Origin of the sequence: Prevotella sp. P4-67, assembly GCF_002251325.1 — a bacterium.
In the GTDB taxonomy this organism is placed as follows: domain Bacteria; phylum Bacteroidota; class Bacteroidia; order Bacteroidales; family Bacteroidaceae; genus Prevotella.
The window spans coordinates 18,560-44,188 of sequence record NZ_NPJL01000051.1 but is presented as its reverse complement, the minus strand read 5'-3'; the positions used below and the strand labels follow the sequence as shown (position 1 = coordinate 44,188).

Below are 25,629 nucleotides of genomic sequence, written 5' to 3'. Positions count from 1 at the left end.
GATGGGGATGGTTGCCATAAGGATGAGATAGATACAAAAAGCCGTAGAGTCTTCTGAAGGCTTCGCCTTTGTGGCTATGGCGCCGCCGACAGTCGGAAAACAAGTTTTCCTTCGTGTCACCACCGCCACAACCACAGTCATGCGAGGCATGACTTCAGAAGACACCACGGGGCAAAAAGCGGCCAACGGCCGTAAAAAAAGTCCGACTACGCCAGTAAAAAAACAGACGCTTACTGTCCTTGCCAAAGGAAAGAAGAAGATAGGCAACGGCCTGCCAATACAGCCTTCCAGGCAGGGCGGCGCAACATGGGGAAGACGGGAGAGAACCTACACGAAAGCAGCTGTTTTTGTACCGGCGGCAGCCGGACTTTTTTTACCGCCAAAGGCGGACTTTTTGTTTTTGCGGCTTTTCAGCCTGCCGACAGGCAGGCGCGGATGGGGGTGGCGGCGAATGTCCGAGAGCGTGCTCTCGACGACATTGCCGACAGCCACAAACGCAAAGGGCGCAGCCCTGAAAAGCCGCAAATCTTTTTGTATCTATATCACGCTGATTATGCATACTACAACCGCCTGCGACACAAGTAGTCCATTGTGGATGGTACGCACCCTTGATAACTCTGTAGGAGTAGCTGCTGCTTGTGGGCTCCTTGTTTGCAGTTGTTTTTGTACCGGCGACAGCCGGACTTTTTTTACCGCCAAAGGCGGACTTTTTGTTTTTGCGGCTTTTCAGCCTGCCGACAGGCAGGCGCGGATGGGGATGGCGGCGAATGGCCGAGAGCGTGCTCTCGACGACATTGCCGACACCCACAAACGCAAAGGGCGCAGCCCTGAAAAACCGCAAATCTTTTTGTATCTATATCACGCTGATTATGCATACTACAACCGCCTGCGACACTTTTTTCTTGCCATTTAGACTGACTATGTCTATAATTATGCGTACCTTTGCACCCATATATATAATAAGGTATGGCAAAACGGAGTGAAATATTGCTGGAAAAGATACGCATGGGCAACGCAATGACCATGCACGAGAAGTTGAGGTTGATTGTCGACCTCAGCGTACCGTCCATTCTGGCACAAATCACCACCGTACTCATGTTCTTCATCGACGCCGCCATGGTGGGACACCTCGGTGCGGCAGCCTCTGCCAGCATCGGACTCATCGAGTCGACCACCTGGCTCATGGGCAGTGTGATGGGAGCGGTATCTACCGGCTTCTCTGTCCAGGTGGCCCACTTCATCGGAGCCAACGACTTCGTGAGGGCACGCCAGGTATTCCGCCATGCCCTGGTGTGTGGCGCCGTGGTCAGCATGATGATACTGCTGGTGGGCGTTACCATCCACGGAGCACTACCCTACTGGCTGGGAGGCGGAGAGGACATCGCCGGCGACTCGTCGGCCTACTTCCTCATCTTCTCGTTGGCCATGCCCTTTATCCTGCTGTTCCACCTCAACTCAGCCATGCTCAAGAGTACGGGCAATATGCACATCCCCAGTCTGCTGAGCATCACGATGTGCATACTGGATGTGGTGTTCAACTACTTCTTCATCTACATCCTCGAACTCGGCGTACGCGGTGCCGCCATGGGCACCTTCTGCGCCTTTGCCATCATCTCGCTCACCATGATGTGGGTTGCCACGAGGCGCAACCGCATCCTCGCCCTGCGCCAGGACACCGCCCCCTTCACCTGGGTATGGCTCTATGTGCGCAACGCCCTGCGCGTGGGTCTTCCCATAGCCATCCAGTCGGCGCTGATGAGTGGTGCCCAGGTGGTAAGCACACTGATAGTGGCGCCATTGGGCAACGTGGCCATCGCCGCCAACTCGTTTGCCATCACTGCCGAGAGCCTCTGCTATATGCCGGGCTATGGTATCGGCGACGCAGCGTCGACACTGGTGGGCCAGACCTATGGAGCGCGACGCGCAGACCTGTGCCGCAACTTCGCCTATATGACCGTGGCACTGGGCATGGGCGTGATGGCAGTGATGGGTGTGGTGATGTATGTCTTCGCCCCCGAGATGATAGGCATGCTGTCGCCCGTCGAAGAGATACGCCGCCTCGGCACCGAGGTGCTGCGCATCGAGGCTTTTGCTGAACCTTTCTTCGCCGCTTCTATCGTCACCTACAGCGTGTGTGTGGGTGCCGGCGACACCATCAAACCCGCTCTGCTCAACCTGGTTTCGATGTGGTGCGTGCGTCTGACGCTTGCTGCCCTGCTCGCCCCCACCTATGGGTTGCGCGGCGTATGGGTTGCCATGGCGATAGAGCTCACTTTCCGTGGTACTATATTCCTCTTCCGCCTCTTCAAAGGCAGATGGATGAGGGGCCTCGCTACCGTCTGACAAGTCTATCGATAGCCATGTGCGCAAATATTGCGCAACTTTTTTTGACGAAAATCAAAAAAAATAAAGAAAACACTATTATATTTCACAGATTTTTAGTAGATTTGCTCACAAATTGTAGTTATTCTGTCATGAAAGACAGTGCAACCGCAATTGAAGACAGTTCGCCCGCACACCGGGAGAACTCCAACTAACGTGAATATAAACTGATAATTAATAACTTAAACGAGTAATAATATGGACAAAACATTACGCAGCTCCTTATTGGATGGCTTACAGGGAGTAAAGCACGCGTACGTAAAGCCATGCGTGAAGACTCGCGGAATTGAGGCAGACAGCCTGCTTAACACTTCCGTAGAATCTACTGTTGACCCAGGAAATACCGACCACGAAGGTGGCGGCGCTCTTGCACCTAAGGACAACTTTAATTTATGGGAGGACTAACAATGATGAAGAAATTGATGTTTCTCGTTGCCATGGTTGCCGGCTTTTTCGCATCATGTACAGACAACACCGTAGTAGACAACAATCAGGACGAAGGCGCCAAGAAGATGAAGCTGTCTATCAACGCCAGCGTTGCCGGCTCACGTGTAGGATTCACTCCCAATGGCGAGGGCCTGAAGGGCTCGTTCCAGGAGGGCGACTATATGATGGTATATTTCCGCAAGGCTAATGGCGAATGGCTCAACAAGACCTGCGTGCTCAACTATGAGCCCGGTACTGCTGGCAAGTTCTCTGCCCAGATAGCCGAGATTCCCGAAGGAACCGGTCTGCTCCATATCCTCATCGGTACCACCAAGGGTGGCACTCCTTACATCGATGCCGCTGCCGGCAAGTGCGCGCTCATCAATGACCTGAGCAAGCAGGAGGGTACTCTTGAAGACGCCGCCATGCGCAGCGTTTTCCAGGCTGACCCCATGACCGAAGGCAATCTGGACGTAAACACCGAGAAAAATACCGCCACTCTGAACAATGTTACCTTCGCGCCCAAGACCTCTGTACTCAAGCTGCAGCTCACCTTCCCCGAGGGCGTTACTGTAGCCAAGGGCACTGCACTCACCGTACAGGCTGATGCTACATATAATAAGGTACAGATTTCTGGTGGCAATCCTGGCGGCAGCAGTACTCCTGCAGGCGCCAAGGGCAAAGCTACATTCACTGTAAAGGTAGGTGAAGTAAGCGGCAATGTCGCTACTGCCTATATGACCATCTGGCCCAACGTAAATGAAAACGAGTTCAGCACCGTCAACATTTCTACCGAGATAGACGGCAAGAAGTATGCTGGCGAGTATCTGAAGAACCACGCAGACAAGCTCGAGGCAGGCAAGCTCTATACCGTGGCAACAGCCATGGCCAAGCAGAAGACCGAAAAGACCATCTGGGTCAAGGACAACGAGGCCGACGTGGCTGACGCCGTAGACGGTACCGTTAACTCTGAGGCAGACTGGCTCACCTACGCCGCAGGCAAGGTACACGCCAAGGCCAATGAGACTGGCGCTCCACGTACTGGTGTCATCACCGTAGGCGATGTCAAGTTTACCATCACTCAGATTGAACCCAAGGACTTCAAGGGCACATATACTTTCACTACCAAGGTATTTGCTGGTGCTGCCGCTTCTGCTCACAAAGCCACCCAAGACCCCAAGTCTTGGGATGTTACCATCGGCGAGCCCCGCAAGGCTGTCACTCTGACCGACGCTGACGGTAAGACCAAGCACACCAACAATGTAGGTATCAAGGGGCTCTACTTCGATGCCATCATGGACGCTTGTATCGAGATTGACTATGAGAACCAGAAGGCCAAGATGGGTGTATTCTACGATGCACGCCCCGAAGAGGCACAGAAGATAGCAGCAGAAGGCGCTGCCAAGGGTCTCTATGCACGCTTCGTACCTACACTGGTTACCCGCACTGCTGCAGCATGGGCAAAGCCATGGAAGTTTGACGAGGTTAACCTGGGAAATCCCAACTATGCATGGGCATGGTTCCCATTGCAGGCTGACCTGAAGACCTTCATGTACTACAACCGCGCTGGCAACAATGTAGAATTCTCTACCGTAAGCCAATATTCTGACGCTACTATGAACCAGATTGCCGGTATCGACATTGTAGCTACTGCTACTGCAGACGGCATTCCCACTGGCTACGCCAACGTATACCAGGTGAATGCCAAGGGCAAGCCCGGTACAAGTTTCGTACGCAAATAAACTTATCGGATAAACCATAAACCGCAGGCACCTGCTTGGAAAGTAATCGCTTTACAAGCAGGTGTTTTTTCTAACAATCGTGAGCGATGCCCCGCTGGCACCAGCCATCCTTTCCCTGCCGGCTACCATCGCTACCACAACCACACAAACAATAACCTTGGCGCCCATGACTACAGGTGCCTTATATAGATACAACATGAAAAAGAGTAACAATGCAACCACTATTACCCGTGACGCGTATGTGAAGCCTCTGTGCAAAACCCGCGCCATTGAGACTGGCAGCGAGATTTGCAACGCCTCTGTTCCTGACGTGGAACCAGGCGGCGACATGGATCGCGTTAGTAGTTTTTTACCCAACGAAGAAGAGAAGGAGGGACTATGGAACTGAAGAAAATCTTTGGCGGCATAGCTCTCGCCGCCCTCGTAGCCGCATGTTCGTCTGACGACATCGCGCCCATGACTCCCGACACCCCGCAGACCGGCAAGCTGACCATCCGCACCTCTCTCCCCAGCACCCGTGTGGGTCTGAGTGAGCAGGGCGAAGCCACCAACCCCGGACTCAAGGTGCAGTGGAAAGCCGACGACAAGCTCGCCGTAAACTGCTACCAGCAGAACAGCGTGAGCACATTCACCGCAGGCACCATAAGCAGCGACGGCCATAACGCCGAGTTTACCGGCACACTGGCAAGCACTCCCACCGGGAAGACTACCCTCTTCGCCGTCAACCAGATAGTCGCAGCGCCCATCGTTGACGCCACAGCCAAGCTCGACCTGACCACACAGACGGGAAAGATAGAAGACCTGGGCAACTATGACCTGCTGTCGGCCAAGGGTGAATACGTCCCCACCAACAATGGCAAGATAGACCTGAGCATGAAGCACAACGTGGGCTTCATCCGCGGCACCATCATCCTGCCCTTCACCCCCACCACCGAGACCTACGCCGTAAAGCTCAAAGCCGACGGCCTCGCCACAGGAGTATGGTTCTCGCTGAAGGACGGTAGCGAAAGCAACCAGTCGACCGGCGACATCAACATCAGCGCCGCCAAGGTAGACGGCAACAAGCTGACCTTCTATGCCGCCGTGCTGCCCCAGACGCTCAAGAACATGCGCGCCGACATCGTGGGCCCCAGCGCCGAAGCATACAATGACCTCTTCATCACCGACAACTTCCAGGTAGAGGCAGGCAAACTGTACACCGTGACCCGTAGCAACGAGAAGCTGGCCGACGTATCGCTCTGGACCGACAACAAGGCGTGGAGCAAGACCTACGACGTGGCCAAGTACAAGATTACCACCATCGAGCGCATACCTGCCGAGGGGAGCGACTGGCTCAGCGTGACCTCAGACGGTACCCAGGTCATCGTCTCTGCCACCGCCAACACCACCGGTGCACCCCGCCAGGCCAAGCTCATCTTCGGCAACGGCAGCCAGAAGACCACCATCGACCTCACCCAGATAGAAGAGACCGACTTCGCAGGCGTATGGGATATGACAGCCTTCAAGACATTCTACACCAAGGGCTCTGCCTCTACCACCAACTATGACAGCAAGTGGAGCGCCGCAGGCACCACGCCCAGCGACAACCGCACCGACCTGAAGATAGTGGATGGCGTGAACTACAACAACAAGACCGAGCTGAACCTGGTCAACAAGACCGGAAAGACCGTCACCGCATACGAGAGTCTGAGCCCGAACTCGCAGAAAGCCACCAACAACGTGAGCATCACCGGACTCTTCGAAAACCTGAAGACCGAAGCCCTCACCAAGGTCGACCACTCTGCCAAGCAGGCTACCGTGGGCATCTTCATCGACACCCATACCTCGACCAAGGCACAGCGCCTCTACACCGGACAGTATGCCGGAGAGTACGCTGCCCTGATGCCTGAGTTGAGCACCAAGATCAACGGCGGCTGGTCGTTCCAGTATGCCACCATCGGCGGCGTGCAGTACACATGGTATACAGGCACCGTGAGCGTAGTGGGTCATACCACCACCGTACGCTGGAACGCCAACACCAGCAAGATGTCTATGCTGAGAACCTCGACAAGCGCGCCCAAGCTCTATATCTGCGGTCTGCAGGTGATGCGCTATTACAACAACAGCATCTCTTCCACCAGCATGATACGCCAGAAGCCCGGCGGCTACTCAGCCTCCAACTTCGCTGCCTACGCCGTGACCTATCAGGGCGACATCGTCATCAAGCGCACCGCCTCGGGCTACAAGGATGTAGAGATAGGCGGCGGAAACAATTAATCCAACCCATCCAGCACACGAAAGAAGTATGAAGAAGATATTATATTCACTGCTCGCAGCTGCCCTGATGGCAGGTTGCAGCAACGTAGAGGAACAGGTGAATCCCGGCAACGAGCCTGGCAACGACTTCGATGTCACCGCCTGCAAGATAGCCCCCACCCGCGTAGGTTATACCGAGGAGGGCGGCGCCCTCACCGCCCAGTGGGAACAGACCGACCTCATCAGCATCTACGCCGATGCAGGTGTGAACCCCAACCGTGGTACCCTCAAATTTGTAAGCTATAAGGGAAGCGACAAGAGCAACGCCAACTTCAAGGGTCACTTCGACCGCGACGTAGCCACCGCCACCCCCATCTACGCCTACGCCCAGTACCCCAATGTGTATAACCAAGCCGACGCCATCGTCAACGACCTGCACTTCCAGACCGGCAAGCTCACCGGCGAAGGTAGCGCCACTACCCACGACGTGCTCTTCGCCACCGGCACCTACGACCCCAACGCCACCGAGCCGCTGGCGCTCACCTTCAAGCGCAAGATGGCAATCGTGAAGCTCGACATGACGCTGCCCGACGAGGTGACCACCAAGCCCACAAGCGTGAGCATCATGGGTGCGGGTGTATATAACAATGTGTCGCTCAACATCGCCGACGCTACGCTGAAGACCGGCGAAGAGGGCGCCATCACCATAGACACCGAAGGCCTCGCCCTCAACGGCCACAGCCTTACCGTCTATGCAGCCCTCTGCCCCAACGACATCAAGGCTCTGAAAGCCACTGTCAAGGTGGGCACCAAGGCATACATCGTCCACTTCGGCGACGTAGCCCTCACTGCCGGCGCCTTCAAGGCGGTAGCCTCTACCAGCGTCAATGCCATCGACAGCGACGTGACCGGTAAGGTGACCGACCAGAACGGCAACGCCATCGAGGGAGTAGTAGTCAGCGACGGTTTCACCTGTGTGAAGACCGACGCACAGGGAAAGTATGCCTTCAACCGCAACGCCAACGCCAAGTTTGTCTACTACACCGTGCCCGCCGACTGCGAGGTACCCGTACACTCTGCCACCGACAACACCGCCAACTTCTACCTGCCTCTCGCCGAGGGCACCTACGAGTACGACTTCAAGCTCACCAAGCTCGCCGGCGGCAAGGAGACCAACCACATGATGATTGTCATCGGCGACCCACAGGTGACCAACAAGTTCAACCCCTACTACGAGAGCGCCGACGACAACATGATTAACAAGAGCGACGTGATGCGCTTCACCGACGAGACCATGGCCGACATCAAGAAGACCATCGCCTCGCTGCCCGCCAGCACCCCCGTCTACGGCCTCACCATGGGCGACGATGTGCAGTACTACGGTGGTTTCAATGCCAACCTCGAAGCCGAAATCCGCGCCAAGCTCGGTTCGACCAAGATGCGCCTCTTCTCGGTCATCGGCAACCACGACCAGGACGGTAGCGCCCTCTACAAGAGCAAGTGGGAAGAGGCCTGGGGGCCCACCGACTACTCTTTCGACCGTGGCGACGTACACTATGTATGCTTCAACAACGTATACTTCTACTCTGGCGCCACTTACTACCAGCCCGGCGAGCTCACCAATGAGCAGATGGCTTGGCTCGAGAGCGACCTGAAGCTGGCCGACAAGAGCAAGATGGTGGTGCTGAGCTACCACATCCCGCTCACCTTCGGCAACCGCCGTCTCAGCGGTGCCACCGACATGGGCAGCGGCCACTATGCCTCTACCCGATTGGGCAAGATACTCACCCTGCTCAACCAGTTTGCCGGCTACCGTCTCTTCTGCGGTCACACCCACTTCGCTGTCAACAACGAGATAATCTTCGAGGGCAAGGAGGTTTATGAGCGCAGCCACGCCGCAGCCTGTGGCGACATCTGGCAGTCCAACATCAACATCGACGGTACCCCCAACGGCTACTATGTCTACACCATGGACGGTGCAACCATCAGCAACTGCTACTACAAGGGCGCCAACTGGGACAAGAACAAGCAGATGTCTGTATTCCGTGCCGACACCGACTTCAACGGTGAGAGCTATGCCGCCGACTGGCTGCTGGGCAAGGGCAAGGGTACCATCGTGGCCAATATCTTCAACGCCGACTCCAAGTGGAAGGTCTATGCCGTGGAAGGCGGCGTGAAGACCGAGATGACCCGTCTGCAGAGCACTCCCGGACAGGATGCCTTTGCCGTGGGTTACCACAAGAAGTATGCTGTAGCCAACAAGTACAACTTCTTCAGCAAGAACAACGGCTATCTGAAGATGAACCACTGGTATTCGTACATCCCCAAGGACGCCAACGCCGTGATCACCATCGAGGCCACCGACCCCTTCGGCAATACCTATACCGCAAGCAGCAAGGACGCCGTGACCGAGCCGTTCTATAACTATGCCCACTACTACGGCAAGTAACAAGACCAGATAAAACCATCAAAGCGGAAGTCGCACCCAGCCCATCATCTGGGTGCGGCTTTTGCTTATAACAATAATCAGCAACAAGACAACCATACATGAGAAAGACAACCCTATTGACGGCTCTGGCCACCATGGCGCTCGCCATGCTCAGCCCCGTGCAGGCCACAGCCCAAAGTGACACACTGAAGTTTACCGGAACCTTCACCGACCAGAAAGGACGCCCCATGCGCGGGGTGGTGGTGAGCAACGGGTTCACCTGCGTGCAGACCGACACCAAGGGCAACTACGAGCTGCCCTACAACAGCGCCACCAAGTTTGTATACTTCACCGTGCCCGCCGACTGCGAGGTGCCCACCCACTCAGCCACCGACAATACCGCCTGCTTCTACCGGCAGGTAGTAGACAGCGTGAAGCGTTATGACTTCCAGCTCACCCGTATGCCCCGAGGCAAGGAGAAAAGCTACAAGCTCATCGTCATCGGCGACCCGCAGGTGACCAATGCCTATGGCCCCTATTTCCAGGGCCCCAACGACAACGCCGTGCGCAAGAGCGATATAGACCGTTTCACCGACGAGACCATGGCCGACATCAAGAAGACCCTCGCCTCGCTGCCCGACGATATGCCCGTCTATGCGCTCAGCATGGGCGACAACGTGCAGTACTATGGTGGCTACAACGAGAAACTGGAGGGCCAGATGCGCGCCGTGCTCGGCTCTACCCGCATGCGCACGTTCTCGGTCATCGGCAACCACGACCAGGACGGCAAGGCGCTCTTCAAGCGCAAGTGGGAAGAGGCATGGGGACCCACCGACTACTCCTTCGACCGCGGCAACGTTCACTATGTGTGCATCAACAATGTCATCTACTACCGGGGCGGTGCCTACTACCAGCCCGGCGAGCTCACCGACGAGCAGATGGCCTGGCTCGAGAGCGACCTCAGCCTGGTGCCCAAGAACAAGATGGTGGTGCTGAGCTACCACATCCCCTTCACCTTCGGCAACCGTACCCTCAAGCCCAATCCCAATGATATGGGCAAGGGCCACTACGCCTCCAACCGTCTGGAGAAGATACTCCTGATGCTCGACAAGTTCAAGGGCTACCAGCTCTTCTGCGGACACACCCACTTTGCCATCAACAACGAGATAGAACTCAACGGCCGTAAGGTGCTCGAGCGCTGTCATGCCGCCGCCTGTGGCGACATCTGGCAGTCCAACCTCAACATCGACGGTGTGCCCAATGGCTATTACGTCTACAGCGTCAAGGGTAACAAGATTGACGACTGTTATTATAAAGGTACGCGATGGGACAAGAGCCGCCAGATGACGCTCTTCCTCGCCGACACCGACTTCAATGGCGAGAGCTATGCCGCCGACTGGAACCTGCCGCGTGGCAAGGGCATCATCGTGGCCAATGTCTTCAACGCCGACTCGGGCTGGCAACTCTTCGCCATCGAGAATGGAGTGAAGACAGAGATGACCCGACTGCAGAAGACGCCCTGTCAGGACGCCTTTGCCGTGGGCTATCACCACAAGTATGTCAAGTCAAATCCCTACAATTTCTTCAGCAAGCGCAACGGTTACCTGAAGATGAACCACTGGTACTTCTACCAGCCCAAGGACCCCAAAGCGATTGTCACCATCGTGGCCAAAGACCGCTACGGCAACACCTACACCGAGACGAGCGACAAGGTAGTCACCGAGCCTTTCTACAACTATGCCCACTACTACGTGGACGAAGAGTAGACCGCCTCGCCCATAAAGCCGACACGCAGTAACCGCATCCCTGGATGCCGTTACTGCGTGTTTGTTTTGTGCCCCCATGCGCCGCTCATCATCATCCATGCGCCCGGTGCTGCCGTTCTGGCCGCAGCCGTCATGACGATAATCCTAGCTGTCATGGCAGTGGCGCTCGGCTGCCATTGCGTTGGCGCCCTGCACGGCTTACGGCGGAGCGGATATGGCGGTGGCTGGCATGGAGACGAAAAAAGGCGACCCTCTGTGGAGCCGCCTTCTTCAAAAGTGCATTTCTACACTTTCATTTTCTCTCTCAAAATTCTCTTTTTGTTATCCAAAAGCATAGGACAGTCATCGCGACTACACCTGTGCATATGTCTAATTACCTAACTTAATACCTATGACAATCACTTATGTCTAAATGCAAATGCAAATGTTATCCTTATCTTTATTACCTTGAACAGAAATACCCTTATTTCTTATTTCTGATGCAAAGTTAAGCGTTTTCTGACATTTAGAAAGCTATTCTATGGAAAAAGTTTACAAAATGATTATATTTTTGATATACATCAACACGCCAAAGATTGGCTTTATTGCTCCAGAGGCTGTAGATAGGCGTGCCCAAGGGGCTGATACGGGGTAGCAGAGCCTGATGCCCACCCCCAACATCCATGGCAGACAGCCGTTTGCCGCCTTGGCTGGACGAGTCATGCCCCCGCCCGCTCCGCCATCCGCCTTCGCTCGGCCCGCCATGCCCTCCGGCAAGGCTGGAGATGAGAGTCAGCTGCTCGTATCGTAAGGCACGAGGCCACGTAACATAAGAAACGAAAGCCCGTATCATACGATACGCCGGCTCGTGCCTTACGATACGAGCCGGCAATGACGGTCGGCAGGGGCGCAAAGGCTCTGGGAAAGAGGGGAAAGATGGTCAGTAGATGCGCTGAGCGGGTCGGCAGAGTTGTGATAATGACGCTATTACCCACGGAGCGATGCAGCTGGATTGGGGCATAAAACGCCGAAAAGACAAGGACAATGAAGAAAAATCGAAAAAAGATGAAGAAATATTTGGAGATATGGAATAATTATGGTATATTGCGCCACTTTTAACATGGGAATGCATACAAACTGACCATCAACCAACTAACAAGTTTAATACAAATGATGAGACAACTTAAGATATCCAACAGCATCACCAATCGTGATCAGACTTTAGGCTCCTACCTCACCTGGATAGCCAAATTTCCCCTTCTCAATATAGAAGAGGAAATAGAACTCGCCCAGAAAATCAAACGCGGCGGACCAGAGGGCGAGAAAGCCAGAGAGAAGTTGGTCACCTCCAACCTGCGCTTCGTAGTATCGGTCGCCAAGCAATACCAGCACCAGGGTTTGGCGCTCAGCGACCTCATCAACGAGGGCAACATAGGTCTGATGAAGGCTGCCGACAAGTTTGACGAGACCCGTGGCTTCAAGTTCATCTCCTATGCAGTGTGGTGGATACGCCAGAGCGTGCTGCAAGCCATCTCGGAGCAGGGCCGCATGGTGCGTCTGCCGCTCAATGTGGAGGGCGTGCTGCACACCATAGCCAACGCCACCAACGACTTCATGCAGAAACACCAGCGGCTGCCCTCGGTCGACGAACTGGCAGCCATCACCAATGTAGACCCTGAAAAAATCGGTCAGGTGCTGAAGAGCCATGGTCCTCATACCAGCATCGACGCGCCCCTGCAGTCTGGCGAAGACACGACGATAGCCGACACGATACAGGCCGACAGCAAATGGAGCCCCGACAAGGAGGCCGACTCAAAGAGTCTCACCGACGAGCTCTGCCAGGTCATGCAGAAGGTGCTCAAGGAGCGCGAGATGACCATCGTGAGATACTGCTTCGGCATAGGCTGTCCCGAAAAGGGACTGGAAGAGATAGGCGACCTGTTCAATCTCACCCGTGAGCGCGTGCGCCAGATACGCGAGCGCTGCATCCTCAAGCTCAAAGGCAGCGACCAGGCCCACATTCTCGCCAAGTACTTGGGGTAGGCGCCCACCTTATTATATATATAGCGCAGGGACAGACTCCTTGCCAGCACTGCAGCCAGGGCACTACCCACAGAGGGTGGTGCCCTGCCGCTTGCTGCCCCCGGTAAGGCTGTGGATGGGAAGGACTACAGCGACGATATGGGAAAAAAATATCCGCAATACCAGTCGGTCGGTATTGCGGATAATTGTAGTATGCTGTGTATTTGCTTTCTGTACAGTCGCCAGCTCGGCTTATGGTCGGGTTGTTCCGGGACGATGGAACGAAACCAGCGTAAGGTCGAACACCAGCGTAGAGTAGCCCGGAATAGATGTGGTGGCACCACTGGGGGCGTAGGTCGACTTGCCGTAACCCAGAGCGTAGGGAATGGTGACACGCCAGCGGTCGCCGGGGTGCATATTGAGCAGCGCTGTGGTGAAACCGTCGATGAAGGTCGACGCGGTGTAGGTCGTGGAGTTCATCGTGGTGAGGTCGTAGTCTCCCGTCCATGTCTGATCGAACACATATCCTGCGGGGTACGATGTCGTGGGGATAAAGCAACCACGGTAGTGTATCGTCACGGAGTCGGTGTACATAGGACTCTCGGTGCTGGTTCCCTCGTGGAGCACTTCGGCTACGATGTAATTGTCGGGGTTTGTGGCCACATTCTCGGGCAAGTCCCAACTGCGTATTACCTTGTACCTGGCGGGATTGCTCTTGGCTGTCTGGTAGAGATTGTTGAAGTAAGTCTCATTGCGATTCTGCCAATCCTCAAACTCGCTGGGCTCGCCGGGGGTCTCGGAGCACGATGCCATCACGAGAGGCAATGCCATCAATAAGAATTTTACGATATTCTTTATCATCTATTATACTATGTATATCCTCCCTGCCGTCGGTGGACAACAGGGAGGATGTGAAAAAATCAATTGAGCTTCTTGAGCAGACTGGTGATGCTCACGCGGTCTTCGATGATGGCGCGGAGCTGGTCTACAGGCACACGCTCCTGCTTCATCGTGTCGCGATAGCGCAGGGTAACGGTGTTGTCGGTAAGGGTATCGCCATCGACGGTGACACAGAAGGGAGTACCGATGGCATCCTGACGGCGGTAACGCTTGCCGATAGAGTCCTTGGCCTCGATATGTGTGTTGAAGTGGAACTTCAGGTCGTTGACAATCTCCTGTGCCTTCTCAGGCAGTCCGTCCTTGTTGACCAGGGGCAGCACGGCACACTTGACGGGAGCCAGTGGCTCGGGCAACTTGAGCACTACGCGGCTGCCGTTCTCGAGCTGTTCCTCGGTGTAGGCATGGCACATCACGCTGAGGAACATACGGTCTACGCCGATAGAGGTTTCAACATCGTAAGGTACGTAGCTCTCATTGGTTTCGGGGTCAAAATACTTGATTTGACGACCGCTGTACTTCTCATGCTGAGAGAGGTCGAAGTTAGTACGTGAGTGAATACCCTCAACCTCCTTGAAGCCGAATGGCATGCGGAACTCGATGTCTGTGGCGGCATTGGCGTAGTGAGCCAACTTCTCGTGGTCGTGGAAGCGATAGTTCTCGGCGCCCATGCCAAGAGCCTCGTGCCACTTGAGGCGATACTGCTTCCAGTACTCGAACCACTTCATCTCCGTGCCGGGCTGGCAGAAGAACTGCATCTCCATCTGCTCAAACTCACGCATACGGAATACGAACTGGCGAGCCACTATCTCGTTGCGGAAAGCCTTTCCTATCTGTGCGATACCGAAGGGCAGCTTCATGCGGCCGGTCTTCTGCACGTTGAGGTAGTTGACAAAGATACCCTGGGCGGTCTCGGGACGCAGGTAAATCTTGTTGGTAGTGTCGGAAACAGAACCCATCTCGGTAGAGAACATCAGGTTGAACTGGCGCACATCTGTCCAGTTCTTGGTGCCGCTGATAGGGTCTACAATGTTCTCGTCGAGGATTATCTGCTTCAGCTCCTCAAGGTTGGGACCCTGCATTGCCTCGGTGTAACGTGCATGAAGAGCGTCGCGCTTCTGCTGATGCTCGAGCACACGGGGATTGGTAGCGCGGAATTTCTGCTCATCAAAGGCGTCGCCGAACTTCTTGGCGGCCTTGGCAACCTCCTTGTCTATCTTCTCCTCGTACTTGGCTATCTGGTCTTCGATGAGCACGTCGGCACGATAACGCTTCTTGGAGTCGCGGTTATCGATAAGTGGGTCGTTGAACGCATCGACGTGGCCGGAAGCCTTCCACACGGTCGGGTGCATGAAGATGGCGGCGTCGATACCCACGATATTGCTGTGCATCAGCACCATCGACTTCCACCAATATTCCTTGATATTATTCTTAAGCTCAACGCCGTTCTGACCGTAGTCATACACGGCGGCGAGACCGTCGTAAATGTCTGAACTGGGAAAAACAAAGCCATACTCTTTGCAATGGCTGACTATTTTCTTGAAAACATCTTCTTGTGCCATAATTGATTTATCTTCGTTAAATGCTGACTGCAAAGGTACTACAAAAAATAGATACCCGCTAAGATATAGTCGTTTATTTTTCGGTTTTAATCAAAAATTAACTACTCATACAGACGCACCGGACCCAGCAGACCCATAGAGCGCAGAGGGTGATTGCGCTTGATTACATAGCGCTGTGCCACCTTGTTGTCCTTGAGGGTATGCATGTAATTGCCCATGAGGGTGGTCACCTTGACCTCGATGGTGTTGGCACCGGCATGGAGCATGCCTTCGACGTCGATGACGCGGTCGCCAAACCACTGCACCCCGGCTGGGCGTCCATTGATCTTGACCTCGGCTATCTCGCACACGCGTCCTAAGTTAAGGTATTTGGGCATGCGTCCGCTCTCCACATTGACGGTGGTGGTGTAGGTGATATCGCCCATGAAGTGGGAGTACTCCGTGTTCTTCAGGTCCTGCAGGCTGTCGGGCATGGCCATCGTCTTGACCCATCCCTCGCGCGAGTGGTGCAGGCTGGCGGTCCAGTTGCCCAACTCGATGTACTGCTCGCCCTGCAGAGGCTTGCGCTTGTAGACGGGAGCCTTGGCCTTGACATCGTTGAAGACCACGAAGAAGGCCTCAGCGGGACCCATGTCGAGGTGCAGACGCTGGCCGTCGAGCTTGAGCGTGTAGCGCTTGCCGTCGGCGGGGTCGTAGAGCCATGCCGACTTGCCACGGGTCATGCTCTCGGGGAAGACCACATCGGTCTGCTTGCTGTCCTTCAGGTTGACATTGGCAAAGAAGAAGAGGTCGGAACCATCGTCGGCCTTGTATCTGTTCTGGAGCACAAAGCGGTCGGGGTTGGTAATGGTAACGGCGTGGGAGAGCTGATACTTGTCCATCACGTTGCGATACCACTCGAGATACTTGCCGTCCTGGGGCTTCTCGAGCAGCACGAAGCGGTCGGCGTAGCCCTTGAGCTCGTCAACGGTGGCACGCATCTTGGCGTCGCGCTCCTGATAGTCCTTCAGACCGAGCGAGCGCTGGGGATAGGTGCCGATGCAGAACACGCGGCCGCCACCACGGACAAACTCGAGCAACTTGTCCATCACGCCCTGGGTAGTGCCCTTGACTTCGGGCAGGAAGATAGCCGAATAGCTCTTGGGGCCATAGCAGAGATGGCCATCGCGCACGTCGCATTTCTCGATGATGCTCTCACTGAGATAGTCGGCGCCGCCGCCATTCTTATGGATGGCTTCCCAGATGAGGGAAGTATAGGTCACGTTGAGGTCGCGGGGAAACGGCTCGGTCTGCACGCCCATCTCGGTCCACAGGTCGGCGTTGGGGGGCAGTATGGCGATGTCAGTCTGCATGTCCACATTCTGCAGGATGCTGCTCACGCGGGCACGGTAGTTGTTCAGATACTTCCAGTAGGGGAACCATGTGTTCTTCTCGTTATAGTAGCTGCCATACTGGACCCATCCGGGGAATGCCACATCGCGCGGGCTGTAGTTGAAGCCATGCCATACGGAGTGGGTAACACCCGAGAAGGCCGACATGTCGGTGCCTATCTTGATAAGTTCGAGCGGGGTATTGAAGACGAGATACGTATTGGTCATCTCCTCACAGCTCACGAGGCGCTTGCCGGTAAGGTGGGCTGCCGAAGAGACATACTTGTCTATCATCGTATATCCGCGGCCACGGCGGTAGTCCTTATCGCCCATCTCTTCACCCAGACGGTGGCGCAACCAGTTGGTAGTCCACGACTCGCCTTCGGGAATGTCGTAGGAGAGGGATGACTCGAGTGGGAAGAAGCCTCGTCCGTAAGCCTGGGCACGCGACTTGACGCCCTTTTCCTTGCACCATGAGGTGAAGGTATTGGTATATCGCTCCTGCAGCAACTCTGCCTTGGTCAGCTCGAAGTCGTAGCGCACGCGGTCTACCTGGTTCTTGAAGTCGGGGCCCTTCTTGGCACCGAAGATATAGCTCTCCACATCGCCCAGGCGTCCTACCTTGAACATGGTGAAGGGCAGCCAGGGCATCACGTCATAACCGCGACGGCGCTTGAACTCCTCGCGGAAGTCGTCGGTCCAGTTTGTACCCTCGAGCTCCATACTGTCGACGAAGAACGAACGCAACCAGCGCGAGAGGGGACCCGTCTTGGTCTCAATGGTATTGTACATATTGTCGAGGTAACGGCGTACGGCACCCGCATTCATGTGGTCGAGTATGCTGCCGGCTGCTCCAGGAGCGCCGTTGATGACCGATGCGAAGGAGTCGAAGCGCACCATGGCGTAGAGCTGATACTTGCCCTCGGCGGGGGTGTCTACTACGTAGTTGCCATTGGCAAACTCGGCGGTGACATCCTTGGCCTGGCGGAAGTCATTGATGGAGTCGGGCACGAGATAAGCTATCTCCAAGCGGGGCTCGCGGGCTGAGTTGGTGATAGACACTCCAGGGTCGAGGCGCTTGAAGAGGTCAAACTTGGAGAACTCGTAATGACGGCCGGGAGTTAGAGGGATGGCAGCGGTAAGCAGCACCGACGCACGGTCCTTGTGGGGCAGAGTCTCGCTGCCGAAGGGCCATCCCGAACCGATGAGCAGGTCGCAGGTCATACCGATGCGGCGTGCCTCGGTCAGCGTGGTGTCGAGGGCCTCAAGCCAGGGCTGGCTGAGCCAGGTGAGCTGCTTGTAGCCGTGCTGGTCGGCACCGTAGGGCAGCGAGATGGGATTAATCTCGACACCGCCGATGCCTGCATCGCGCAACAAGTGGAGCTCGCGCACAAGCTCCTTGCCTACGACGGCATCGCCGTTCCACCACCAGCGCACGAAGGGACGATAGCGGCTGTCCGGGTTCTGAAACTGGGCATACAACGCCTGCGCCGAGAGCTTGCTCGGCTTATTGTCGGCATGCACGGGCATCAGCGCCATGGCCGACAGGATCAGGGTAAAGATAACATTTTTCATAATTGGTAACAAAATTACCATGATTAGGCGGGGAAGGCTAACCATAATCGTTAAAACTCACTAAAATATCATTATTCATAGGCGAATAACAAAAAGAGAGAGCCCGAGCGAGAAGGCTGTGGCCTCCGTCACTCGGGCTCTGGTTATGGGGATGATTATGCGTTTACATATCTTCGGCGAAGAGAGGGTCTTCGGGCATAACCATTACTGGCTTCTGGTCGAACTCACGAAGGAAGTTCTCGGGCACATACTCCTTGTTGACAACGAGGCGGAACATGTAGTCGCGGAACCAGCGGTCGGTCATGATGAAGCATCCACCGAAGCCGTTGTCAGCTCCCCAGCTGTTTTCCACCTTCCACTTCACGGGCTTGCCGTCCTTATCCAGGTCTACGGCGGTGAGGGTCATGGCGTGGGTAGAGCCGCTGTCGAAGGTTTCGATGCGCTGGGCCTTGTCCATGCCGAAGGTGATGCCGAAGAGCGAGCCGTAGTCAAAGTTCTCAGTGTCGAGATAGCCGCGCTTGCGGTCGAGCTGCTTGCCCACATCGTAGCTGGAGTACATCTTGCTGCCACCCTTGATACTGGCTATGGCAAGCTGGGCAATATCGTCCATAGGCAGGTTGAGATACTTCCAGTTGTGGCCGTCATAGGTGTGGCGGTCATACTCCACCTCGTAGGTCTTGTGGTATTCGCGGCGAGGGTCGTTCATCACCATAATGAAGGAGCCGTTGAGCGAGTGGCCTACGGTCTCATCGTAGAACGACTTGGGGGTATAGCGCTTGGCGGGAGTCAGGGTGCGTCCGTTCTTGTCGGTGAAGGCGTAGGTAAACTCCTGCACGGGTTCGCCGATGGTAAGAGCCAGGATGTGGTAGATGGTGCCCAGCATCTCGGTCTTGCGCTTGCGGATGTCCTGAGCCTTCTTGCCGGCAGCCACCATCGAGCGCAGCTCAAGACCATACTCACGCAGTTTGGAAGAGATAATCCTTGCCATGCGGCTGGTATTGTCAGACGAGTAGGTCTCGGGCATCACTGCCATAGGCACCAGACCGTACTTCTCGGCGAGGTCGGCCACGCCACAGAAGGTACCGCCATCGTTGATGGGGTGCTGGAAGAAGAAGCGCACACGCTGGTCGTCGATGGGCTTGCGGGCATTGTCGATGACGCCTTGGAGCATGAGGTTGGCCTTCTCCAGCTGGTCGTAGAAGAAGAGATAAGCCTGTGAATACTCTACACAGAGGCTGTCCTGATGCTGCTTGGCAAAGTTGGCGCGCAGCACATTGAAGCCAGAGAACATCCAGCAGCGGCCCGAACTGCGTTGGTTGTGAATCTTCTGCTTGGGAGTCTCGTTGCTGAAGTGGGTGTCTACAGGGCGTTTGGCAGCATAATTCTTGGCCAGGTCGTCGATAGAGTTGGCGGCAATGGCATTGAAGAGCGCCTTGTCTTGAGCCGCTGTAGGCTGAGCCTTGCGGATGGCAGCGAGCATATCATTGCTGAGCCCGCCGTCATGCTTCTGCGCCGAGGCGGTAACCGCTCCCATCAGCGCCAGAGCAATAAGAAGTGTCTTTTGTTTCATCATCGTTTATAATAAATTAGTAATTGCTGTCTATGATGCTACAAAGTTAGCACTTTCTGCCGAGCCGAAGGGGATAAAAATGATAAAATCTCTGATGATAATGCGAAAAAACAGCCCGGCGGGATTAATCTTTGGCCTCGGGATGCTCGACATCGCGGCGCGACTTCGACTTGGTGACGAGCCATACGCCCGAGAAGACGAGGATTACCGCCAGCGCCTGACTCAGCGTGAAGACGGCCAGACCCGTAAGCACCGACACGGTGACCGACACGATGGGTTGCACATAATTGTAAACGCTCACCACGGTGGGGCGCAGCACCTGCTGGCCAGCCATCATCAACAGGTAGCTCACAAACGTGCCGAAGAAGACCACAAAGCCTGCCTCTGCCCAGGTGGTAAGAGCCACTGCCGACCAGTCGTTGGCCATCAGGTGGGGCGAGGCTATGGGCAGGATGTAGAGCGATGCCCAGAGAAACATCCACTTGTTGACGGTGATGACGGAATAGCGGCGCACCAGCTTGCTGAACAGCGCCAGATAGAGGGCAAACGACAACTGGGCCATCATGCACAGCACGTCGCCTCGCAAGTCGCCCACCCGGGCGTTGGCTGCCGACACGCTGCTCACGATCAGGATGACGGCGCCGCCACAGCCCATCGCTACCCCACCCGCCTTCATCGCCGACAGGGGCTCGCGCAGGATGAAGAACGACAGCACCATGGCGAAGATGGGCATCGATGTGGTGACGATGCTGGCATTGACGGGCGAGGTGATGCCCAGTCCGATGGTATACATGCACTGGTTGAACACGATGCCAAACAGTGCCGCCACAGCCAACAACAGCACATCGCGGCGTGCCATGCGCTCACGGGGCGCAAAGAGCGACGCCGTCCAGAACAGCAGCGCGGCGCCTGCCACGCGGAGCGATACCAGACAGATGCCGTCGATGCCGTGGGCCATGGCATCCTTGCCCACCGGAGCCATAAGGCCCCAAAAGATTTCGGCGAAGAGCAGACTCAGATGGGCCTTGAGCGCACGATTGTCATTCATAATCTTATTAATAGTTAAATTTCGGGGGCAAAGGTAAACAAATAAGCCATAAATGGGTGCAAGGCAAGGCTTTTTTTCGTAAATTTGTGCGAAAACTTAACCTGTATCATCATGCAGAAATATGCCGATTACATCAAGGAGATAGAGATAGAGTCGCTGTGGAGCGGGCAGCGTCATGTCGTGTGGCAACTGGACCGCCGCGTCAATGTGCTGAGCGGCGTCAACGGCGTGGGCAAGAGCACCATCCTCAACAAGGTGGTCAAGGGCCTCGCCGCCGGCGGCGAGTTTCCCAGCCACATGCTCAAGGGCGTCCACCTCACTGTGAGCCCAGCCGACGCCAAATGGATACGCTACGATATCATACGCTCGTTCGACAGGCCGTTGCTCAACGCCGACATGCTCACCAAGGTCGACATCTCTCTGGTCACCGAGCTCGACTGGCAACTCTTCCAACTGCAGCGCCGCTACCTCGATTACCAGGTCAACATTGGCAACCGCATCATCAGCGTGCTCCAACAGGGCGGCTGCGACGGTGCCGCCGAAGCCCAGCGTATCAGTGAGCCCAAGAAGAAGTTCCAGGACATGATAGACAGACTCTTCGCAGACACGGGCAAGAAGATTGTGCGCACAGAGAACGAGATTCGGTTCACGCAGATCGGCGAGACGCTACTGCCCTATCAGCTGTCCAGCGGCGAGAAGCAGATACTCGCCATCCTGCTCACCGTGCTGGTCGAGGACAACAAGCCCTACGTGCTGTTCATGGACGAGCCCGAGGTGAGCCTGCACGTAGACTGGCAGCAGCAGCTCATAGACCTCATCCTCGAGCTCAACCCCAACGTACAGATTATCCTCACCACCCACAGTCCGGCTGTCATCATGAACGGATGGATGGACCGTGTGACCGAGGTATCCGATATTATTGTCAACAATGGGTAGACGACTCAAAGACAGCATCACCTCCGACTACCTGTCGGCTGCCAACAGGCTCAACTCCAGGCAGGCGCGTCACCGCATCGTGGCCTATGTCGAAAGCTACGACGACGTGTTCTTCTGGCGCACTGTCCTCTCGAGCTTCGAGACCGACAGCTACTACTTCCAGGTGATGCTCCCCTCGCGCTCCCGCCAGCTCAACCGTGGCAAGAAGGCGGCGCTCATGCGGCTCATGACCGACCGCGTGGGCAGTGATATGATTGCCTGCGTCGATGCCGACTACGACTATCTTATCCAGAAGGCCACGCCCACCTCGCAGCAGATTATCGACAGCCCATACGTCTTCCACACCTACGCCTATGCCATCGAGAACCTGCAGTGCTACGCCCCGTCGCTCCACGATGTCTGCGTGGCTATCACCCTCAACGACCACCACATTTTCGACTTCAACGGCTACCTGCGCAGCTTCTCCGAGATTATCTATCCGCTCTTCGTGTGGAACGTATGGTTCTATCGCACGCCCCATTACGGCGAGTTCACGATGAGCGACTTCCTCTCCATCATCGAGATGGGCAACTTCTCCATCGTCCATGCCCAGGACATGCTCGCCCGCCTGTCTCACAAGGTGGACAGACGGCTCGACGCCCTACGCCGCAACTACCCCGAGGGCGTCAAGGCTTACCCCAAGGTCGAAGCGAGTCTGCGCTCGTTGGGCGTGACGCCACAGACCACCTATTTATATATACAGGGGCATCATCTCTTCGACCGCGTGGTGAGCCCAGCCATGACGCGCATCTGCGCCCAACTTATCCGCGAGCGCGAAAACGAAATCTCGCGCGACAGCATGCACTCCACCCAGCGCCGCAATGAGCTGAGCTGCTACTCGCACAGTGTGGAAGATGTCGAGGCGATGCTCAAGAAGAACATGGGGTATGTGCTCTCCGATGTCTTTGCTCACATCCGTGCCGATGTGCAGCACTTCCTCGACACCTATCATGCCCCTGCGCCAGCCGAGACTGTTGGGGCTACCGCCGGGCCCACCGCCCTTGCGGCCGACCCTACCCCGCCAGCCACCGCAGCCGGAGAGTAGCCCACAGCCTCCGTCACCGTCATCCCCGTCCATACAAGAAGCGGGAGGAAACACCGTATCTGCTGATACCGTGCTTCCTCTCGCTTTCTGTTATTGCCTTGCGGCGGGGAGTACAGGCCCTATCGGCCGTGCGATGAGGGTTTATACGTAAGTCTCGAGCATCTTGATAGTGCCCTCGACCTTGAGCGTCTCAGTGGTGGCAGGCACGAGGATAGACTCGCCGGCGCTGATGGTCACTGTGTTGCCCTCGTTGTCGGTGATGGTGCCTTCGCCCTTCAGACCGATGAGGATTACAAAGCTGTCGAGCTCGCTGTAGTCGAGCGTCATGGGCTCGTCGAGGTCATAGACGGCTGTGGTGAAGTAAGGACATTCCACCAGGGTCACGCCCTCGTTCTTCTTGTGCTCATAGTGGGTGCGGTAGTCGTCCTCCACGGTGTAGTTGATGCACTCGGCAGCCTCCTTGGTGTGGAGCTGGCGGTAGTTGCCGTCCTTGTCCTTGCGCTTGAAGTCGTAGATGCGATAGGTGACATCGCTGGTCTGCTGGATTTCGGCGAGGAAGCAGCCTGTGCCGATGGCGTGGATGCGGCCTGCGGGTAGGAAGAAGCAGTCGTCTTCCTTGACCTCATACTGGGCGAGGGCGTCGGTGATGGTGTCGTCCTCGACCATAGCCTTGTACTGCTCGGGGGTAATCTGCTTCTTCAGACCGCTGTAGAGCTTGGCGTCCTTGTCAGAGTCCATGATGTACCACATCTCGGTCTTGCCGCGCTCCTTGCCCTGACGCTTGGCTATCTCGTCGGTGGGATGCACCTGGATAGAGAGGTCCTGACGGGCATCGATAAACTTGATGAGCAGGGGGAACTCGTCGCCGAAGCGCTCATAGTTGGCCTTGCCCACGAGCTTGTCCTTCTGCTCGATTACCAGTTCGTTGAGCTTCTTGCCGGCATACTCGCCGTCGGCTACCACTGTCTCGTTGCCGGGCACGCCAGAGATTTCCCAGCTTTCGCCTACGTTCTCGAGATGGTCATCGAGATGCTTGAAGGGGATGATTTTGTCGCCACCCCAGATGGTCTGCTTCAACAGAGCCTTAAACTTTAATGGTTTCATACGCTTTATTGTTTGTTGTTTTATACTGTTTGTCGTTTTCTAATTGTCTTTCCAGAATGTGGGGGTGAAGATGACCAGCACGGTGAATATCTCCAGACGCCCTACGAGCATCATGAACGAGCAGGTCCATTTGGCAAGGTCGGGCAGCTGGCTCCACGACATCGTGGGACCTATCTCCAGACCCAGCGAGGGACCCACGTTGCCCAGACTGCTCAGACAGATGGTGATGGCATTGGTGTGGTCTATGCCGCAGGCTATCATGATAAACGCCACCACCAGCAGCATGATGACATAGGTGGCGAGGAATGCCAGCAGCGTCACCCTCTTCTGGATGGGCACATTGACGCCGTCGACCCTCAGCGGCAGCACGGCATTGGGGTGGAGTATCTGCCGCAACTCGTTGCGTATCACCTTGAGCACCATCATACTGCGTATGCTCTTGAAGGCACCGCTGGTAGAGCCCGAGCAGGCTCCCACAAACATACATACCGCCAGCACCACCCAGGTGACATGGGGCCACAGCGCGGCGTTGTCGTTGAACAGGCCCGTGGTGGTCAGGAAGTTGACTACCTGGAAGGCGCCGCAACGGAAGGCGTGCTCGGCGTCATAGCCGCGGTACGCCATGAGCTGGAACATGACGAATGCCGTACAGGCTGCCGTCATGAAGAGATAGAACTTGAACTCGTCGCTCTTGAAGAGCATCCCTATGCGGCGGCGTGCCACGGTGAAGTAAAGCAGGGTGAAGTTGATGCCCGCGAGGAAGCAGAATGTGGTGCAGGTATATTCCAGTGCGGGCGAGTGGAAGTTCTCCATGCTGTCGTTGTATATGGAGAAACCGCCGGTGGCTGTCGAGGTCATGGCATAGTTGATGCTCTCCCACGGCGACATGCCGAATATCCAGTAGCAGCCTGCACAGGCTGCCGTCAGGCATACATATACCATCCATATATACTTGGCTCCCATCGACAGACGGGGATGCAGCTTGGTCTGGATGGGGCCCGTAATCTCGGCAGAGAACACCTTGACATAGCCGCCGTCGAGCGAGGGCAGCAGGGCGACCGTGAAGAAGACGATACCCAGACCTCCTATCCACTGGGTGAACGAGCGCCAGAAGAGGAGACCATGGGGCAGCGCCTCGACATCGTCTATCACGGTGGCGCCGGTAGTGGTAAATCCCGACATGTTCTCAAAGAACGCGTCGGTGAAGTTGTTGACATATCCGCTCAGCATGAAGGGCAGCGAGCCAAAGAGGCTGAAGACCACCCACGACAGCGTGACGACCATGTAGGCATCCTTGCGCGAGAGGCGGTTGCCCGCCTTGAGTCCGAAATACCTGAAGACGATGGCGGCAAGGAGTATCAGCCCCACCGAGGTGACAAACGCCGGCGTGTCGCCCTCGCCGCTATAGACAGAGATGCCCAGGCTCAGCGACATGAGGGCTGCCTCGAAGAAGAGGAGCGCTCCCATAATCTTGCTTATCATGTTCCAGTTGATCATAACAGC

Annotated in this window: 17 protein-coding genes; 10 read left to right on the top strand and 7 right to left on the bottom strand. The window is 55.9% G+C overall.

Features of this window, described 5'->3' with window-relative positions; translation table 11 throughout:
- Positions 1 to 76: 76 nt before the first annotated feature.
- The 8 genes from CIK92_RS08015 to CIK92_RS07970 all read left to right on the top strand — a co-directional run bounded on the left by CIK92_RS08015 (position 77) and on the right by CIK92_RS07970 (position 13,001).
- Complete coding sequence (locus tag CIK92_RS08015) at positions 77 to 913, top strand: hypothetical protein (RefSeq protein ID WP_158214760.1); 837 nt, start codon at positions 77 to 79, stop codon at positions 911 to 913.
- 53 nt (positions 914 to 966) lie between these two features.
- The gene (locus CIK92_RS08010; RefSeq protein WP_094388730.1) at positions 967 to 2,343 is read left to right on the top strand and encodes an MATE family efflux transporter; all 1,377 of its coding nucleotides are present in this window, start codon (positions 967 to 969) and stop codon (positions 2,341 to 2,343) included.
- Between the two features lie 446 nt (positions 2,344 to 2,789).
- Positions 2,790 to 4,550 (top strand): BACON domain-containing protein, encoded by a 1,761-nt coding sequence (locus CIK92_RS08000; RefSeq protein WP_094388729.1) that lies wholly within the window; start codon positions 2,790 to 2,792, stop codon positions 4,548 to 4,550.
- 196 nt (positions 4,551 to 4,746) lie between these two features.
- Positions 4,747 to 4,938, top strand: a complete 192-nt coding sequence (locus CIK92_RS13770) for a hypothetical protein (RefSeq protein WP_094388728.1) — start codon at positions 4,747 to 4,749, stop codon at positions 4,936 to 4,938.
- On the top strand, positions 4,929 to 6,806 hold the full coding sequence (locus tag CIK92_RS07990) for a BACON domain-containing protein (RefSeq protein ID WP_094388727.1): 1,878 nt from the start codon (positions 4,929 to 4,931) through the stop codon (positions 6,804 to 6,806). The genes CIK92_RS13770 and CIK92_RS07990 overlap by 10 nt, the downstream gene beginning before the upstream one ends.
- 28 nt (positions 6,807 to 6,834) lie before the next feature.
- Entirely contained in the window at positions 6,835 to 9,234 is a 2,400-nt protein-coding gene (locus tag CIK92_RS07985; protein WP_254046026.1) for a calcineurin-like phosphoesterase C-terminal domain-containing protein, read from the top strand.
- A 98-nt stretch (positions 9,235 to 9,332) separates the two neighbouring features.
- The gene (locus CIK92_RS07980) at positions 9,333 to 10,979 is read left to right on the top strand and encodes a calcineurin-like phosphoesterase family protein (protein ID WP_094388726.1); all 1,647 of its coding nucleotides are present in this window, start codon (positions 9,333 to 9,335) and stop codon (positions 10,977 to 10,979) included.
- 1,152 nt (positions 10,980 to 12,131) lie between these two features.
- Complete coding sequence (locus tag CIK92_RS07970; protein ID WP_094388744.1) at positions 12,132 to 13,001, top strand: RNA polymerase sigma factor RpoD/SigA; 870 nt, start codon at positions 12,132 to 12,134, stop codon at positions 12,999 to 13,001.
- Between the two features lie 231 nt (positions 13,002 to 13,232).
- Here the strand turns inward: CIK92_RS07970 and CIK92_RS07965 are convergent, their stop codons facing one another.
- The 5 genes from CIK92_RS07965 to CIK92_RS07945 all read right to left on the bottom strand — a co-directional run bounded on the left by CIK92_RS07965 (position 13,233) and on the right by CIK92_RS07945 (position 21,002).
- A complete protein-coding gene (locus CIK92_RS07965) occupies positions 13,233 to 13,841 on the bottom strand; it encodes an FKBP-type peptidyl-prolyl cis-trans isomerase (RefSeq protein ID WP_094384932.1) in 609 nt (202 codons plus the stop codon).
- 59 nt (positions 13,842 to 13,900) lie between these two features.
- Positions 13,901 to 15,439 carry a glycine--tRNA ligase gene (locus tag CIK92_RS07960; RefSeq protein ID WP_094384930.1) on the bottom strand — a complete coding sequence of 513 codons (1,539 nt, stop codon included), beginning with the start codon at positions 15,437 to 15,439 and terminating at the stop codon, positions 13,901 to 13,903.
- A gap of 101 nt (positions 15,440 to 15,540) precedes the next feature.
- Positions 15,541 to 18,384, bottom strand: coding sequence for a glycosyl hydrolase (locus tag CIK92_RS07955; protein WP_158214759.1), 2,844 nt, complete (start codon positions 18,382 to 18,384; stop codon positions 15,541 to 15,543).
- 163 nt (positions 18,385 to 18,547) lie between these two features.
- Entirely contained in the window at positions 18,548 to 19,954 is a 1,407-nt protein-coding gene (locus CIK92_RS07950; protein ID WP_094388743.1) for an aminopeptidase C, read from the bottom strand.
- A gap of 124 nt (positions 19,955 to 20,078) precedes the next feature.
- Entirely contained in the window at positions 20,079 to 21,002 is a 924-nt protein-coding gene (locus CIK92_RS07945; protein WP_094384924.1) for a DMT family transporter, read from the bottom strand.
- Positions 21,003 to 21,113: 111 nt separating this feature from the next.
- Between CIK92_RS07945 and CIK92_RS07940 the strand changes: the two genes are divergently transcribed.
- On the top strand, positions 21,114 to 21,938 hold the full coding sequence (locus tag CIK92_RS07940) for an AAA family ATPase (RefSeq protein WP_022311201.1): 825 nt from the start codon (positions 21,114 to 21,116) through the stop codon (positions 21,936 to 21,938).
- Positions 21,931 to 23,022: a DUF4435 domain-containing protein gene (locus tag CIK92_RS07935; protein ID WP_094388723.1), complete on the top strand. Its 1,092-nt coding sequence runs from the start codon at positions 21,931 to 21,933 to the stop codon at positions 23,020 to 23,022. Before CIK92_RS07940 ends, CIK92_RS07935 begins: the two co-directional genes overlap by 8 nt.
- A gap of 141 nt (positions 23,023 to 23,163) precedes the next feature.
- Here the strand turns inward: CIK92_RS07935 and CIK92_RS07930 are convergent, their stop codons facing one another.
- A complete protein-coding gene (locus tag CIK92_RS07930) occupies positions 23,164 to 24,126 on the bottom strand; it encodes a type I phosphomannose isomerase catalytic subunit (RefSeq protein WP_094388722.1) in 963 nt (320 codons plus the stop codon).
- Positions 24,127 to 24,165: 39 nt separating this feature from the next.
- Positions 24,166 to 25,623 (bottom strand): TrkH family potassium uptake protein, encoded by a 1,458-nt coding sequence (locus CIK92_RS07925; protein ID WP_094384920.1) that lies wholly within the window; start codon positions 25,621 to 25,623, stop codon positions 24,166 to 24,168.
- Positions 25,624 to 25,629 lie beyond the last annotated feature (6 nt).

What these genes read in the sequence shown, in the direction of transcription:
- CIK92_RS08015 (WP_158214760.1), top strand. Translation starts at nt 77, where the DNA reads ATGGCGCCGCCGACAGTCGGAAAACAAGTTTTCCTTCGTGTCACCACC.
- CIK92_RS08010 (WP_094388730.1), top strand. Translation starts at nt 967, where the DNA reads ATGGCAAAACGGAGTGAAATATTGCTGGAAAAGATACGCATGGGCAAC.
- CIK92_RS08000 (WP_094388729.1), top strand. Translation starts at nt 2,790, where the DNA reads ATGATGAAGAAATTGATGTTTCTCGTTGCCATGGTTGCCGGCTTTTTC.
- CIK92_RS13770 (WP_094388728.1), top strand. Translation starts at nt 4,747, where the DNA reads ATGAAAAAGAGTAACAATGCAACCACTATTACCCGTGACGCGTATGTG.
- CIK92_RS07990 (WP_094388727.1), top strand. Translation starts at nt 4,929, where the DNA reads ATGGAACTGAAGAAAATCTTTGGCGGCATAGCTCTCGCCGCCCTCGTA.
- CIK92_RS07985 (WP_254046026.1), top strand. Translation starts at nt 6,835, where the DNA reads ATGAAGAAGATATTATATTCACTGCTCGCAGCTGCCCTGATGGCAGGT.
- CIK92_RS07980 (WP_094388726.1), top strand. Translation starts at nt 9,333, where the DNA reads ATGAGAAAGACAACCCTATTGACGGCTCTGGCCACCATGGCGCTCGCC.
- CIK92_RS07970 (WP_094388744.1), top strand. Translation starts at nt 12,132, where the DNA reads ATGAGACAACTTAAGATATCCAACAGCATCACCAATCGTGATCAGACT.
- CIK92_RS07965 (WP_094384932.1), bottom strand. Translation starts at nt 13,841, where the DNA reads ATGATAAAGAATATCGTAAAATTCTTATTGATGGCATTGCCTCTCGTG.
- CIK92_RS07960 (WP_094384930.1), bottom strand. Translation starts at nt 15,439, where the DNA reads ATGGCACAAGAAGATGTTTTCAAGAAAATAGTCAGCCATTGCAAAGAG.
- CIK92_RS07955 (WP_158214759.1), bottom strand. Translation starts at nt 18,384, where the DNA reads ATGAAAAATGTTATCTTTACCCTGATCCTGTCGGCCATGGCGCTGATG.
- CIK92_RS07950 (WP_094388743.1), bottom strand. Translation starts at nt 19,954, where the DNA reads ATGAAACAAAAGACACTTCTTATTGCTCTGGCGCTGATGGGAGCGGTT.
- CIK92_RS07945 (WP_094384924.1), bottom strand. Translation starts at nt 21,002, where the DNA reads ATGAATGACAATCGTGCGCTCAAGGCCCATCTGAGTCTGCTCTTCGCC.
- CIK92_RS07940 (WP_022311201.1), top strand. Translation starts at nt 21,114, where the DNA reads ATGCAGAAATATGCCGATTACATCAAGGAGATAGAGATAGAGTCGCTG.
- CIK92_RS07935 (WP_094388723.1), top strand. Translation starts at nt 21,931, where the DNA reads ATGGGTAGACGACTCAAAGACAGCATCACCTCCGACTACCTGTCGGCT.
- CIK92_RS07930 (WP_094388722.1), bottom strand. Translation starts at nt 24,126, where the DNA reads ATGAAACCATTAAAGTTTAAGGCTCTGTTGAAGCAGACCATCTGGGGT.
- CIK92_RS07925 (WP_094384920.1), bottom strand. Translation starts at nt 25,623, where the DNA reads ATGATCAACTGGAACATGATAAGCAAGATTATGGGAGCGCTCCTCTTC.